Origin of the sequence: Sorangium sp. So ce128, from assembly GCF_051525245.1 — a bacterium.
Taxonomy (GTDB): domain Bacteria; phylum Myxococcota_A; class Polyangia; order Polyangiales; family Polyangiaceae; genus Sorangium; species Sorangium cellulosum_B.
Map to the genome: position 1 here is coordinate 11584800 of NZ_CP150313.1, position 15242 is coordinate 11600041.

Genomic DNA, 15242 nt, shown 5'->3' on the forward strand with positions numbered 1-15242 from the left:
TCGAGCCAGTCGGGCTGGCGCACCTCCCAGCGGCTCCGCACGTCAGCGAGCATCAGGTCATCGTGCTCGAAGTCGTCCCAGTCGAACACGGCGTGGATCTCGTCGGATGCCCCCGCGGGCCGCGACACCAGATCGAGGTGGGACGCCAGCTTGTCCGCTGCAAAGCGGCCAACGCCCTTCTCGCCCAGCACGCGGCGCCCTCCGGCGGTGAAGCGACGGCCATTGCGTCCCTTCGCGCTGCTGGCCGGCTGCATCCAGCGGGACATCAGGGTGTCGAGGTCCATTCCGTGCCCGTCGTCGCGAACGAGGATCTCTCCATGCTCACCCGTGACGCCGGAGAACTGGATCGTGACGCACGTGGCATCGGCATCGTGCGCGTTCTTCACGAGCTCCGTGAGCGCGACGACCTCGTCGCTGATCAGCTCGGCACCGATCAGCTTCAGGAGCCTTGCACGCGGCGCGAAGGCTGCGGTACCTGACTGGGCATTTCCTGTAAGCATCATCTGTTCTCCCCGAGTGCCGCGAGAAAGCTCCGGGCAATCGCCGCCGCCATCACCGGCGGCACGGCGTTTCCAAGGTGGACCCACTGGTCGGATGGCGATCCGCAGAACACGTAATCATCACGGAAGGACTGGATCCTCGCAGCCTCCCGGAAGCTGATGGACCGCACCTGCGACGGGTGAATGTAGCCGTTTCCGTCCTTGGCGAGGTGCGAGACGATGGTCCGACAGGGTCTGTCGCCGCGGAGGCGCGCGTACTTGTCATCGAAGACGTCGGCACGGTAGCGCATGAGATCGGGGCGTCCGTATCTCTCGAGGGCATGAACGCTGTCCTCGCCTGGACGCAGCAGTCCGTAGAGCTCGAGGTCGCGCTCGTTGTGGTAGCGTACCGTGTGGTTGAACAGGAGCCTTGACGTCGAGAGGATGTCGAACTTCGAGAGATAGCGGCGGTACCGGGCGGAGCCGGGATCTTCACGCGAGGGCCAGAGGTCGATCACATAGCCCTCGCCCGCCTGGCGGGGCGGCAGATCGAACACCGCCTCGTCGAAGTTGACAGCAGGCAGCGCATGCGGATCGAACTCGCGAGCCAGGCTGTCCTGGTATGGCTCCGGCGGGCGTGCCGGCAGGGGTACTCCTGCGGCCGCAACAAGGAAGTAGCGTACACGATCCTGCGGCACACCAAGTGCGGCGGCATTGAGTCGCCAGGTCGTGGTCGTGAAGCCTTCCTCCGCGAGGGCCCGTGCTGCCTCGTCGAGGAAGGACAGGTCACCCTTGCGGGCCGACTTCATTCCCGGCACGTTCTCCATGAGGAACAGCTTCGGACGCAGCTCGATCGCCGCGGCCACCATGTGCCTGTACAGGTAGTTTCTCGCATCGTCCTTGATGCTGTAGCCGGTCAGGCTGACCTTGGAGCGGTGCCCCACAGGCGAGAAGCCCTGGCAGGGGGGCGCACCGATCAGCACGTCGATGCGCCGTCGACCGGCGCGGCGGCGCAGCTCGCCGGGCTCGAGGGTCCTGATATCGCGGCACAGCACGCGATCCTCGTGCACGGAAGGGTGGTTGAAGCGATACGTGCGCATCGCGACAGCGTCTGCATCCACGGCGAGCGCAACCTCGAAGCCCGCCTGCTCGAAGCCCTCCGAGAGCCCCCCCGCCCCCGCGAAGAGGTCGATGATGCGCGGCCTCTCCATGCTCTCGACGCGCTGCACCTCGCCGCGCCGGTAGTGGGCGCAGAAGCCTCGCAGGTCGCATTCCCCGCAGAGTGGCTTCTGCGCCCGGCATATCTCGCGACCGTGGACGAGAAGGTTCACGTGCAGCGAGTAGCGGAGATTCGGCGGTACGAGGTCGGCCAGGATCGCCTGGAGCTGCTTGTGGTCCAGACCCTCGAGGCCGAGTCCCAGATCGCGGTGAAGGTCGAGGCGGGACATCACGCGCCCGACGTGGGTGTCGACGGGCAGCACCTGCCGCCCGAAGGCATACATCATGACGCAGTACGCGCTCTTGCGGCTGAGCTCCGGCAGCGAGACCAGGAACTCCTCGAGCCTGTCATCATCCCAGTCCCGGGCAGGCTCCAGCGTGCACGAACCGAAGCGCTCCTTCACCGCCCCGAGCGCGCCGAAGAGGCTCGCGGTCTTCTTCTCGCCGAGCCCGCTGGAGGAAAGCAGGGACTCGACATGCTCGGGGGTCGCATGGAGCAGGTCGTCCCAGCGCGGGAATGTGAGCCGCAGCGCGTCGTACGCGCGCTGGTACGCGTCCTCGCGTGTCTTGCGCGAGAGGATGATGTACACGAGCTCGTCGACCGGATCGCTCTTGTTGCCGAGCCTCGGCGTGGCATGCAGCACCGCGGCGATCCGAGCCACCTCGCGGATCGCCGAGATGACGTCGTCGATCAGGCCGCGGAGGGTCTCGACCCTGACCTGCTCCTCGGCGTCGGGGGCGAGCTTGCCTCCCGCCTCCTCCCGGGCGCGCTCGATGGCCGCCTTCACGGCCCTGGCGGCGAGCGGGTACCGGGACCGGTCCGCCCTGATGCGCTCGAGCATCGACGCGCGCCAGCGCGAGACCTCCGGCGGGAACTCGCGCGGCCGGTGATAGAAGTCCCGCCGCTCGCGCTCGTCCGCCGGCCACCCGCTGGAGGCGAGCCGGCGTGGCACATCGTCAGGGGTGGAAGGAGGCACATCACGCCCAGGGCTCGCACCTTCCGGTCTCGGGGCGACCGGGGCAGCGGTCTCGGCGGCCACGGGGGCGAGCTGTGCCGGAGGGGAGCCAGGGCGCTCCTCCGCCGCCATCTCGGCGAGCCTCCGGGCGAGTGCCGGGATGGGCCTGTGGCGTCCGTTCTCCCAGCCGTTGACGGTGGCGAACGAGACGCCCAGCTCGCGTGCGAGGCCCTCCTGTGTGAGCCCGCGCGCGGCCCGGATCCTTCTCACGAGACCGGCGCTCTCCGTGCTGGTATCCGTGTCGAGCTCGTGGTGGTGGGGCACGGGGTGAACCTTTTATAGTAAGCACGCTGGAGGTCAACCTCGACACGCGGCACGCGGGCCCTGACGTTCGATCCCGTCACGTCGGGCGGTGCGGGTCGCTTTCGCGAGTCGTCGATGACCAGCGGAGGACGGCGCCACGGCGGGTCCAGGGCACCTCCCCGAGCGAGCGTGCCGAGCCGCTCACCCTGACCTGCGAGCCACGGTGCGAGCGCCGGGCGAAAGGTGCACGAAGGGCGCACGGTCGCGGACGCCTCGATCGGCAACGGGAGTGGATCGCGAGAATGCTGGTGACGGGCCGGAGCGAGCAGGGCAAGCTTGTATCCCTGGATGACTCTCGACCGGGATCAGTCACGCATGGTCGTGGCCTCGTCGTCGACCAGGGAGCTCGCCGAGGGTGGCCCGGGTCGTGGCAGCGGTGGCGGTACCCGCGATGTCTCTGCCCGGCCTGCCCACCTGCCCGTTCCCGCCACGGGCCGCGATCGCTCACCGCCGCTGCGCTTCAGGCGCGGCGCGGCGCATGCGCTGCGGTGCCGGCGCTCCTCGCGCACCACGCAGAGCGATGACGCTCTTCTCATCCGTGACGGCGAGGTGTGCGAGCCAGGCAAGCTGGCCTTCCGACTCGGTACCTGCACGAGCGAGATGGGCGATCCCGGCTCGCATACCCTGACCAGTCTCCACGATCGCTGCTGTCCAGGCTCTGGCTTTCGTGGCCACCGCGAAGGATCCTCGAAGTCAGCTTCCCCCGTCGGCACCCGTAGCCGATGTCCCCGGGCCACTCCTCCAGGCCATGAGGAGCGTTCCGGGCTCAAGATCGAGCGACCAGGCCATGCCGGAAATTGAGGTCATCGTCTACCGCGCCGGGGTGGTCGTGGCCAGGGTCACCCGGCCCCTGAGGGCACTGAAGGGCAAGCGGGCCGTGACCTACCGGAAGCGCCTGCACGAGCTCGTGGGCAACGCCATCTTCCTCGATGATGTCCGGCCAGAGCCGCGCGATGATGTCCGGCCAGAGCCGCGCGATGATGCCCGGCCAGAGCCGCGCGATGATGTCCGGCCAGAGCCGCGCGATGATGCCCGGCCAGAGCCGCGCGATGATGTCCGGCCAGAGCCGCGCGATGATGCCCAGCCGCAGTGGTGCCGGGAAAGCCGGGATCGCCTCCAGGAGGATGTCATCGGCGCGCCACCAGGCGCCCGGCTCCTCGTGGACGCTGGCCCCGGAACCGGGAAGACGGCGGTCGCCTGTGCCCGGGTTGCACGGCTCGTGATGGAGCACGAGCTCCAGCCGACCAGGATCTGGCTGGTCAGCTTCACGCGCACCGCTGTCCGCGAGATCCGGCAGAGGCTCACGGTGACGCTCGGGAACCAGGAGGCGGCCCACGCAGTGCGGATCGCCACGCTGGACTCGCACGCCTGGGCGCTCCACAGCGGCTTCGACGAGACCGCCAGGCTCACCGGATCCCACGACAGGAACATCGAGGAAGTGCTCCGCCTCGTGCGCGAGGATGAACAGGTTGCAGACTACCTGGCATCCGTCGAGCACCTGATCGTTGACGAGGCCCAGGATGTGGTCGGGATCCGGGCCGATCTTGTCCACGCGATCATCTCGCGCCTGTCCGACGGGTGCGGCGTGACGGTGTTCGCGGACGAGGCGCAGGCCATCTACGGCTTCGCGGATGACTCCGAGGTCGATGACACGCGCGCCGGGCCTCCCGTGGCCGGCGCTGCCCGCCTGCCGCCCCTGACCGGGAGGCTTCGCGATGGTCAGCTGGGCTTCGAGCGAAGGGCCCTCGAGAAGGTCTTCCGGACAGACTCGCCCACGCTGAGGTCCCTGTTCGTCGAGACCAGGGCGAAGGTGCTCCAGCCGTCCGGCAATCCCGCGCAGAAGCTGGCTGAACTGAAGCAGGAGATCAAGGCCCTCGCCGGCGGGACCGTGCACGGCATCGACCAGCAGGAGCTGGAGGGGGCCGAGGACCTGTTCGTGCTGTTCCGGCGGCGGGCGGAGGTGCTGCTCGCGTCCTCTCTCCTCCGCAGCAAGGGTGTGCGACACAGGATCCGCATGTCGGGGATGCCGGTCTGCATCCTGCCCTGGGTGGGGGCATGTCTGGGCGAGCACGGCAGTCCGATGCTCACGCGGAGGGACTTCCTGGACCTCTGGCAGAACAGGGTCACCGGGACCGCCTGCGAGCTGCCGGCGGCGGACGAGGCCTGGGAGCTCCTGGTGCGGTACGCGGGCAGGACCGAGACCCTGATCGAGATGCGCCGTCTGCGCGCTGTGCTCGGGAGGTCCCAGCCACCTGCCGACTTCTGCGCGCCCGAGCTGGGAACGGAGGGACCCATCCTGGGGACGATCCATGCCTCCAAGGGACGCGAGGCGGCCTCGGTGCATCTCATGATGCCCGGGATGCCGGGCGAGAATCTGGACCTCGAGGAGGAGGCTCGCGTCGTGTTCGTCGGCGCCACCCGGGCCAGGTCGAGCCTGATGGTCGGACAGGGGTTCACTTCCCGTGCCACGCGCCTCGAATCGGGCCGCGTCTACGCCCGGCGTACCAGCGCGTCGAAGAACGCAGCCCAGGTGGAGATCGGAATGGACGGGGACGTCTCGATCGAGGGGGCAGCAGGCAAGGCCATTCACGGCTCCGCCGCCACGGTGAGGGAGATACAGGCCAGATTACTGCGGCTTGCAGGCTCCAGCTGCGCTGCCAGGGCGAGGTGCGATCGCGATGCCGGATTCACCTATCGGATCCTTGCTGAGGACGGAGACGCGCCACTCGGAGCCCTCACCAGCCGTGTGAACCAGGATCTCTTCGAGATTGCCCGCGTCGTCCAGGAGCGGTCCCGCGGAGGCAGGCGGCGGCCACCGGACGAGATCTGGCACTTGCACGTCGCCGGGGTGAGGACAGCCGTCCTGCCCCCGGACTCCCCCGAGGCGCAGCGGCTGCATGCTCCGTGGGCTGCGAGCGGTGTTGCCCTCGTTCCCGTCGTCCTGGGCTACACGAAGGTGTATTTCCCCACTCTGCGTAGAAAGAGCTGACATGGACAGGACAACCATCCTCGCGCGGCTGGAGCACGATCTGGCTGGACCGTTTGATGACAAGGAAACACTCCTGGCCCGACCCTCCGATGTCTACCTCACGGGCATCCTCTGGCCGCGCGAGGCTCGCATGGGAGCGGAGGAGGACGAGCGACTGGGCGCTGGGTCGCCTGATGACGACAGCGGGAGCCCCGCGAGCGAGGAGGAGGAGGTCTCCCTCGCGGGACTGAAGCGGCCATGCTCGGCAGGCATCTCGTTCGCCGTTGCCGCGAGCGGGCAGACGCCGTCCGTGTACGCGACAGTGCGAGCCGCGACCTATGAGCCCAGGGAGGCGGAGCAGCCAGCTGGCAGCTCCGGGGGAGCCCGTCGCCCGTCCACGGAGTGGGACCGCCGACCGCATGTCGTGAGGATCGGTCCGATTCCTTGCGATGTGCAATCAATGGACATCGACCTTGCGTGCCCGCCTGGCGCAATCCCGTGCGAGGTGCTCACGGCCCATGGCGTTCCCGAGGGACTGAGATTGCACGTCCGCACGGCGGCATGGAATCGCAAGCGCCTCGTGACGGTGACGGCGATCAACGGTGCTGTCGCCGAGGAGGCCGAGGGCAGAGATGGTGCCGAGCGGGTGACCCTCTTCCAGGTCTCCGTGGAGATCATGCCTTGCCCGGGCACGCAGCTTGTCGCACGGCCCTCCAGGCGAGCCGTGGTGGACGATGACGACCGTTCGGCCGCGCTCCTGTACCGCAGGGCTCGCGAGTTCGCCGTGGGTCATACCTGCTCTGCCGCCTGGCAGGCGGAGCGAGACTCCGAGTACGCAGCCTCCGTCTCGACCACCTGGATTCCGACCTCGATCGTCCCGGCCGTCAGCGCCCGCGGCCATGACGTTTTCGCTCCGCTCTCCGGTGGAGATTCCCGGCCGCTCAGTGCCGCATGGCTGGCGTCGGCCTCCGACGCCGATCTCGGCCCGGCCCTCACGAGGCTGGTCAGTGCTTACCGCGAGTGGATCGGCCTCCGGAAGACGGACCTCGCTGGCTTGCCGGCAGATCTGCGTCCGACTGGAGAGAAGCACCTCGAAGCGTGCTGCAAGGTCGCCCGCCGGATGGAGGATGGCGTCCGGAGGATCTCGGGTGATCCCAGGGCCGCGCACTCCTTCCGGCTGGCGAACCGGGCGATGCTGATGCAGCATGACTGGGATGCCGAGAAGCGCAAGCTAGGTCAGCTGACATGGCGCCCGTTCCAGCTCGGGTTCTTCCTTCTCGTCGCAGGTTCACTTGTCGACAGGGACCATTCCGAGCGCGAGGAGATGGATCTGCTCTGGTTTCCGACCGGCGGCGGCAAGACGGAAGCCTACCTCGCCCTGATCGCCTTCCTGGCTTTTCATCGCCGTCTGGCGGCGGATGATGGTCCAGATGCAGGGGCCGGGGTCGCCGCCCTCATGCGATACACCCTGCGCCTGCTGACCACCCAGCAGTTCGCGCGCGCGACTGCCGTCATTCTGGCGTGCGAGGCCATGCGCAGGCGCAAGGCCCCGGGGGTACCCCCGGGCGTCGATCTCGGGAGCACCCCGTTCTCGATCGGCCTCTGGGTAGGCGAGAACGCGACGCCCAACAAGTTCGAGGAGGCCCAGGCGGCGCTGTCGGGTAGCGACGATGTCGCCTCACCGAAGCAACTGCTCAAGTGCCCCGCGTGCAGCTCCACCTTGCAGTGGCAGGCGGATCCAACCCAGGAGTCAATCCTTGTCAGCTGCCCCGAGCAGACGTGCATTCTCCACGATCCCGATGTCTCGCTGCCCGTGTGGACAGTGGATGCAGACGTGTACCGCAAGCGGCCAACTCTGCTGATCGGCACGCTGGACAAGTTCGCCCAGATCGTCCGCCGCAAGGAGATCAGCAAGCTGTTCGCTGTCACCGAGGGGCTGCCGCCAGACCTCATCATACAGGACGAGCTCCACCTGGTATCCGGCCCCCTCGGGACAGTGGCAGGCCTGTACGAGGCCGCGGTGGACAGACTGTTCACCAGGGAAGGCAGGTGCCCCAAGATCATCGGCTCGACGGCAACGATCCGGCGTGCGGATGACCAGGTTCGCGCGCTGTTCGGAAGGGAAGCGTGCCAGTTCCCGCCGCCGGGACTCGACGCGGCGGACTCCGGATTTGCCGTGGAGGATTCCAGTGCACCTGGTCGCCTCTACGCGGCCGTGACAACGGCCGGCCGGTCGGCAAAGTTCACGCTTCAGGCCACGGCGGCCACCCTCCTCCAGTCAGCGGCGGCCGCCTTCCCGTCCGTCGATCTCGCGGATCCCTACTGGACGCTCGTTGCCTACTTCAACTCGCTCCGCGAGCTGGGTGGTGCCCTCGTGCTGATGCAGGACGACGTTGCTGACGCCGTCTCACAGTATGCCGGAAGACGGGCCGAGTCACCCCGTCCGGTCAAGGCAGTTGAGGAGCTGACATCGCGTCGCTCGCAGGCGGAGATCCGCGACATGCTGGACCTGCTGGCCATCAAGGCAGGGGAAGACGGCGCCCTGGACGCGGTGCTCTCCAGCAACATGTTCAGCGTGGGCGTGGACGTCCCTCGCCTGGGCATCATGCTGGTCAACGGTCAGCCAAAGGGAATCGCCGAGTACATCCAGGCGACGAGCCGTGTCGGCCGGCGGCATCCTGGGCTCGTGGTCACCGTGCTGAACAATGCCAAGGCTCGCGATCGGTCGCATTACGAGACGTTCCAGGCGTGGCACGCGACGCTGTACCGAGATGTCGAGGCGACCAGCGTGACGCCGTTCGCCTCCCGGGCCCGTGACCGCGCCCTGCACGCAGTGCTCGTCGCGCTCGTCAGGCATCTCGCACCGGGCATGCTTGATAAACCCGATATCGACTCCGCCGATCCAGCAGAGCTTCAGGCGATCGTCGACTGGCTCAGTCACAGAGCGGAAAGTGTTGACCCGTCAGAGAAAGCTATCGAGGAAGAGCTGCGCGACAGGCTGGAATGCTGGAGGGTCAGATCGCCGGGGCAGTACTGGAACGACTGGAATTCAAAGACATCGCTGCTCCAGAGCGCCGAGCGCGCCGCAACGAAGCGGGCCCTGGGGCGCTCGCCGGGCGAGGCATGGGCGACGCTCAACAACATGCGAAACGTGGAGCCATCGGTGCACTTCCGGCTGGCGCCCAAACTCAGCTAGGGACGGAACGCATGGCCAATGACATCGGCAAGCTCCGGCGCAGTACCGTCGTCTCGACGTTCGGCCCCGGTGCAGTGGTGGATTTCAGGGCAGAGGGGGCCGCGATCTCGGGTGTCGTTGCCGGGATCGAGGAGTGGGACAGAAGCTTCAAGCCTTCCGGCCTTGCCAACCCGCAGCAGGTCCATGAACCGCGGCTGGAGCGGAAGCTCGGGGTCAAGGGGTTCCGCCTGCCTCCAATCATAGACGAGAGTTCGCAACACTCCGGCGACAAGCCAGATTTGCGGCGACTGGTGGCCGTCCGCTTCCCGGACTGGCTCCAGTGCCCTGCGTGCGATCGCATTGCTCCCTCCCTGAAGTGGGGCGAGGAGCCGGGCAAGGCCTTCCGCTACTGCGTCGAATGCACCAAGAAGGCGCCCGGCGGACAACGGCGCTTCGCTGTCCCGGTCCGCTTTGTCATGGCGTGCAGGCGCGGTCATCTCGATGACTTCCCGTGGCAGTGGTGGGTCGGGCACCGGCCCGAATGCAAGAACAGGTTGGGCTTCCTGACCCTCAAGGCCGAGCGGCCAGGGCTCGCCGGTCTCATCGTCAGGTGCCCCGAATGCAAGGAGCGCAAGTCGCTGGACGGCATCTTCAACGAGGCGACCTGGAGAGGACGGATCGGTTGCCACGGCAGACGTCAATGGCTGCCAGTACCCGGCGAGGAATGCAAGGAGACCGTGCGCGCGATGCAGCGCGGCGCATCCAACCTGTACTTCCCGGCGATCGAGTCGGCGCTCAGCATACCGGATTGGTCCGACAACCTCCAGGAGGTCCTCGGGATCTACTTTCATGAACTCGTGGAAACGCTTCCCGAGGACCGTGCGGACCTGATCGCGATCAGAGCGCGTGGTGTCCTGAAGCCGGCACTGGAGGAGCTCGCCCTGACGCCGCAGGAACTTGCAGCCGAGATCGAGCGTCGGGTCCGTGCCATCCAGGAACCCGACATCCTCGACCTCAGGGCAGGTGAGTACCGGCAGTTCACGCTGTCAGGGGGGTACTCCCGCGCCTCCGACAAGGAGTTCGAGACCCGGACCGCATCGGTCCCGGCCTCGCTGGCCCGCTACTTCTCCCGCATTGTTCGCGTCGTCCGGCTGCGTGAAGTGCGAGCGATCCACGGCTTCACACGGATCGAGCCTCCTGGTGATGTGGCTTCCGGGGGGATCTCGCCCATCTGGGTGACAAAGCCGGACTGGCTACCCGGAATCGATGTTCGCGGCGAGGGCATATTTCTGGAATTCTCTGCGGAGCGTCTTGCTGAGTGGGAGACGCCCGATATCGAGGCGCGAGCGGCACGGGTCGACGCGGCATGGCAGAAGGAGTGGACCGCCAGGCATGGAAAGGGGAGTGTCCCGCCGCGAAAGATCTCGGCGCGATTCCTGCTCGTGCACACGTATGCTCACGCGCTGATGCGCCAGCTCACACTCGACTGCGGGTATTCGAGTGCCGCGCTCCGCGAGCGGCTTTACGTTCGCGACGGGGAGGGGCAGATGGCAGGTGTGCTCGTGTACACGGCGACATCGGATGCCGACGGGACGCTGGGCGGTCTTCAGCGGCAGGGGGAGCCGGACCGCATCGCTCGAATCATACCAGCTTCTATACGAGCGATGGAGTGGTGCTCCTCGGATCCGCTGTGCATCGAGGGTGTCATGGGAGGTGCGGACGGCCTATCCCTGGCGGCCTGCCATGCATGCGTGCTTGCACCCGAGACGGCGTGCGAGGAGTTCAACCGTTTCCTGGACAGGGCGCTTCTCGTCGGGGCGCCCGGATTGCCGAAGGCAGGTTACTTCGCACCGATGCTCGACGGGGGACACTGATCGTGGCCGTGATGTGGCCCAGGGAGCTGCCGGCAGAGGTTCTCAGGGACGAGCTACGAGCAACGGAGCGCAAGGTCTACAATCGACTGGCGGCCGAGCTGGACGATTCATGGACGGTCTTCTACTCCCGCCCGTGGCTTGGCTTGAAACCGAACGGGCAGGAGATCGACGGAGAGTGCGACTTCGTCGTTGCCCGTGCAGACTCCGGTTTTCTGGCTCTCGAGGTGAAGGGTGGCGCCGTGAGCCGGGATCCGACGACCGAGACGTGGATCAGCAGGGATCGCTGGAACATCCGGCACAGGATCAAGAATCCCGTCGCGCAGGCGAGATCGTCCAAGTACCAGCTGCTGACGAAGCTGAAGGACTGCCCTCGCTGGACACCCCGTCGCATAAGAGCGATGCACGGTGTTCTGTTGCCCGACTCGCTTCGCCCCGGTACGGGTACGGATCTGGGACCTGACATCCCGCTGTCCCTGGTGTGTTTCCTGAGGGAGTTCGAGGATGGGCTCGAGCCGTGGCTGACGGCTCGCCTCGGCATGCCCGACCCCGGGGATGGGGAGACGCCGCTGGGCAAGGACGGGCTCGCAGCGCTCGAGGAGCTGCTGGCCAGACCATTCACGCTGCGGACGCCGCTGGGCCACCTGGTGGCCGAGGACGATGTCGCCCTCCAGGCAATGACGCCAGGTCAGTTCCGCATCCTGTCCGCGTTGCAAGATGTGGCGCGTGCGGCGGTGTGTGGTGGAGCCGGGACCGGCAAGACCATCCTCGCCATGGAGAAGGCCAGGAGGTGCGCCGCCGCAGGGATGCGGACCATGCTCACGTGCTTCAACCGGCCGCTCGCGGATCACATGATGGAGGCCATGGGACCGGGCTGCGGCGTCGAGGTGATGACCTTTCACGCCCTGTGCCGGCGGAAGGCGGAAGCCGCCGGAATTCCCGTTCCTGACGCGATGGGCCCCGATCCACAGGACGACCGGTGGCCCGAATTGCTGATGCAGGCGGTCGAGGCCTGCCCCTCCCTGCGCTATGATGCGGTTGTGGTCGACGAGGGACAGGACTTCCGGTCCCACTGGTGGCCCGCGGTGGACTCGATGCTCGACCCGGGCGGGCCCGCGTTGCTCTACGTCTTCCTCGACAGTAACCAGAGGGTTTACAGGGGAGCGGCCGGCCTGCCCCGGGATGTCGGGTTGATCCCGATCCGGCTGACCGAGAACCTCCGGAACACGAAACGCATCCACGATGCGGCGGAGCGCCATTACGAGGGCCACCTGATAGAGGCTGTCGGTCCGGAAGGGGTCCCGGTCGACTGGCACGAGGTCCCGGCGGGACGATTGCGACAGGCCCTCGGCGACCGTCTCGCTCGATGCATCGGCCACGAGTCGATCCGTGCCGACGACATCGCGATCCTCGTCGCGCGTGAGCAGGATATGGGGGCGCTCGCTCCCGGCGGAAGAATGGGCGCTCGCATCGCGGTTCCCTGCGGTCCCCGGAGGGCAGGCGCGCTGACCCTCGACACTGTCAGGCGATTCAAGGGGCTCGAACGGCCGGTCGTGATCATCATCGCGGATGAGAACCTCGTCCGGGACAAGGAGCTGGCGTACGTCGCCCTGTCGCGTGGGCGGAGTCATCTCATCGTGATCGGATCAACGGAGTGTCTGGCCCGGCTGAGGGCGCCGGAGCGGACGGACCACGCAGTTCGATGAGGTCGATGATCAGGACCAACATGCATGGAGGGCGTGAGGGGAGAGCTCGTCCGCGACAGGGGCAGGCGTTCCTCTGAGGAAGAGGAGAGGCCAGCTGGGGCCCCGGCCAGCGAGGATGGACAGGATCCAGGGCCAGCCGCTCGGCGGTCGAGCCATGAAAGAGACGATCTGGATTCCGGAGTTCGAACGTGACGGCCCGGCCGCATGGCGGACTATCGAGAATGGCCGTGGGGCGGCGGCCCGGGTGTGACTGGCTGATCCAGTGCGGCCGAAGACCTCGGCTATTGCTGCGGAGAACGCAGGCGCAATCGTCCTGGAATAAAGGGTAGCCTCAAGGGACTGGCACATCTATTCGCCGGCACCGGCTCGGTAACGACGAGAAGGCAGCCGACGCGAGCAGCGCGATGGGCCGAGCCCAGGCGCCAAGGAGGTCCGTCATGGACGGTCACATCGACAGAGGCATGCGCCGCGCCAAGCCACGCTGCACGTGACGCGAAACGCCTGGCAAGGCGCGGGGCGCATCAGCGCCCCCGGGCTCGCCGCTGGCAACAGTCGCCAGAAAACACCCCGTCCGTCGGAGGACTCCGATCCTGAACTGCTCGACCGGTTCCACTTCCCGCCGCCGAGCTGACCCCTGTAGGATGTGCATCCTGCACGTGTGGTGGGCAGCCCGGCCGCATCGATGCATCCAGCCAGGAGAACGACGTGGCGACGCAAACCTTCGCAATCATGGCGCTGCTCAACCAGATCCGCACGGACCACCAGCTGGTACTGCCGGACATCCAGCGTGACTTCGTGTGGAAGGCCGACCAGATCCGTCTGCTCATGGACTCCATCATGCGGGGCTATCCGTTCGGCTCCCTTCTTCTGTGGCAGACGCGGCATCTCGAGGTCGCGTACCGGGAGTTTGTCACCGACTACCAGACGGGGCAGACCTTCGTGCCCAGGAACAAGCCGGCCGGTACGGCCCTGCGCATGGTTCTCGACGGCCAGCAGCGCCTCCAGTCGCTGTACCTCGCCGTCCATGGCTCCTACGACGGTCGCCGTCTCTACTTCAATGTGACCAGCGGTCCTGGAAGCGAGACGAAGGACGAGACAGGTGAAAGTCTGGGAGCTGCGTACCGGTTCGAATTCTGGAAGGACGATGACGCCAACCGACCGAAGCGTCTCGTGCGTGTTTGCGACATCGTCAGCTGGCCCCCTCAGCAGCAGAGCAGGAATATAAAAGCCGTGATCCAGGACATCGGTCTTGCAGACACGGAGGCCGATCGCGCCGAGGAGAACATGAAGCTGCTGCGCCAGATCATGCACGAGAGCGGTCTCGTGCCTGCCGAGGTTGTTGACGAGGATGCACCGGATGCAGCCTCGGCGAAGAGCATCGACGATATCCTCGAGATCTTCGTTCGAGTGAACAGCGGCGGCACGCGGCTCACCCGGTCCGACCTGATGTTCTCCTTGCTCAAGAGCCGCTGGAGCGACGCTCGTATGAGCTTCGACGAGGTGCTGAGGGATCTGGGGACGAAGGGCCACACTGCCATCGACAAGGACTTCATCATCCGCGGCCTGCTCACCGTCGTGGGCGCGTCGCCATCGTACGAGATCGAGAACATCAAGAGCCACTGGGAGGAGATGCAGGCCGCGTTCCCGACCTTCTGCAACGCTCTCCGATCGACGCTCGACTTCTGCCAGAGCGCGCACGTGGGCCTCCTCTCGGCGTCGCTCCTGGACCCGCTGGCGAGCCTGTTCCCGGTCATCTACTACCTGCACCATCATCCGCGGGGCTCGGTTCCTGACAGTCAGCGCGACGTTCTGCGCGCGTTCCTGTACTTTCTCCTCTTCAATCGCTTCCTGAGCTCCAAGAGCCCGGAGGCCCGGATCCGCTACCTGCGTGCGGAGCTCGAGAAGGTCAAGGGTGGGGAGCTGCCGCTCGATACTCTCCTGAGGGTGATCGCGACCCGGCAGAAGCACCATCACGTACAGACCACCTTCGAGATGCTGAACGATGGCCCGAGGCTGGCCCTGAACATCGCCCAGCCCAGGGTCTGTCGCGATACGCTCTCGTGGCAGGAGCGCGCGGAGGTCGACCATATCTTTCCGCAGTCGCTCTACCGGAGCCAGGCTTCCGAGCTTGTCGACGACATCGGTAATCTCGCCTATCTCGGCAAGCTCCGGAACATCCGGAAGAGCGATCAGCAGCCCTGGGAGTATTTCAACGGGCTGTCCGATCAGGAGCTCCTCGAGGACTATCTCATCGACCGGCGTTTCCTTTCAGAGAAGCGCTTTGTGGCCTTCGTCGAGGATCGCAGGAAGCGCGTTCTCGAGCGGGTGAAACGCTTCCTCGGCCGGTGAAGCCAGCGCTTCTGGCAGTCATCCGGGGCACGGTGCTGCGGGGATGAAGACGCCACGGTATACTGGGGTGCGGCAACTTTCTGCCTTCGTCAGCGTCGGGGTGCCCGCAGGCATCTGTTCGCCGTGCCGCGCACAGGCCATCGGCGTTGCAGCACTG

7 protein-coding genes and 1 pseudogene are annotated in these 15242 nt (G+C 66.7%); 5 read left to right on the forward strand and 3 right to left on the reverse strand.

Translation table 11 applies throughout. The features are described 5' to 3' along the window. Positions 1 to 119: 119 nt before the first annotated feature. From WME82_RS43975 to WME82_RS43985, 3 genes and pseudogenes are all read right to left on the reverse strand, one after another. Positions 120 to 503, reverse strand: a pseudogene (locus WME82_RS43975) (ATP-binding protein); the annotation flags it as partial. Further along, the gene (gene dcm, locus WME82_RS43980; RefSeq protein WP_438040177.1) at positions 500 to 2977 is read right to left on the reverse strand and encodes a DNA (cytosine-5-)-methyltransferase; all 2478 of its coding nucleotides are present in this window, start codon (positions 2975 to 2977) and stop codon (positions 500 to 502) included. The pseudogene WME82_RS43975 and the gene dcm, both read right to left, overlap by 4 nt. Positions 2978 to 3782: 805 nt before the next feature. Then, entirely contained in the window at positions 3783 to 4247 is a 465-nt protein-coding gene (locus tag WME82_RS43985; RefSeq protein ID WP_438045029.1) for a hypothetical protein, read from the reverse strand. Between WME82_RS43985 and WME82_RS43990 the strand changes: the two genes are divergently transcribed. The 5 genes from WME82_RS43990 to WME82_RS44010 all read left to right on the forward strand — a co-directional run bounded on the left by WME82_RS43990 (position 4176) and on the right by WME82_RS44010 (position 15085). Next, entirely contained in the window at positions 4176 to 6005 is a 1830-nt protein-coding gene (locus tag WME82_RS43990; RefSeq protein ID WP_438044988.1) for a UvrD-helicase domain-containing protein, read from the forward strand. The two genes, WME82_RS43985 and WME82_RS43990, sit on opposite strands and share 72 nt — an antisense overlap. Before the next feature lies 1 nt (position 6006). Next, the gene (locus WME82_RS43995; RefSeq protein ID WP_438040178.1) at positions 6007 to 9180 is read left to right on the forward strand and encodes a helicase-related protein; all 3174 of its coding nucleotides are present in this window, start codon (positions 6007 to 6009) and stop codon (positions 9178 to 9180) included. A gap of 11 nt (positions 9181 to 9191) precedes the next feature. Next, complete coding sequence (drmB, locus tag WME82_RS44000) at positions 9192 to 11033, forward strand: DrmB family protein (protein WP_438040179.1); 1842 nt, start codon at positions 9192 to 9194, stop codon at positions 11031 to 11033. Between the two features lie 11 nt (positions 11034 to 11044). Beyond that, a complete protein-coding gene (locus WME82_RS44005; RefSeq protein ID WP_438044989.1) occupies positions 11045 to 12736 on the forward strand; it encodes an AAA family ATPase in 1692 nt (563 codons plus the stop codon). A 705-nt stretch (positions 12737 to 13441) separates the two neighbouring features. Beyond that, on the forward strand, positions 13442 to 15085 hold the full coding sequence (locus tag WME82_RS44010) for a GmrSD restriction endonuclease domain-containing protein (RefSeq protein WP_438040180.1): 1644 nt from the start codon (positions 13442 to 13444) through the stop codon (positions 15083 to 15085). Positions 15086 to 15242: the final 157 nt, after the last annotated feature.

Bases quoted from the DNA above. Each gene is read 5' to 3' on its own strand.
- WME82_RS43995 (WP_438040178.1), top strand. From the start codon at position 6,007: ATGGACAGGACAACCATCCTCGCGCGGCTGGAGCACGATCTGGCTGGA.
- drmB (WP_438040179.1), top strand. From the start codon at position 9,192: ATGGCCAATGACATCGGCAAGCTCCGGCGCAGTACCGTCGTCTCGACG.
- WME82_RS44005 (WP_438044989.1), top strand. From the start codon at position 11,045: ATGTGGCCCAGGGAGCTGCCGGCAGAGGTTCTCAGGGACGAGCTACGA.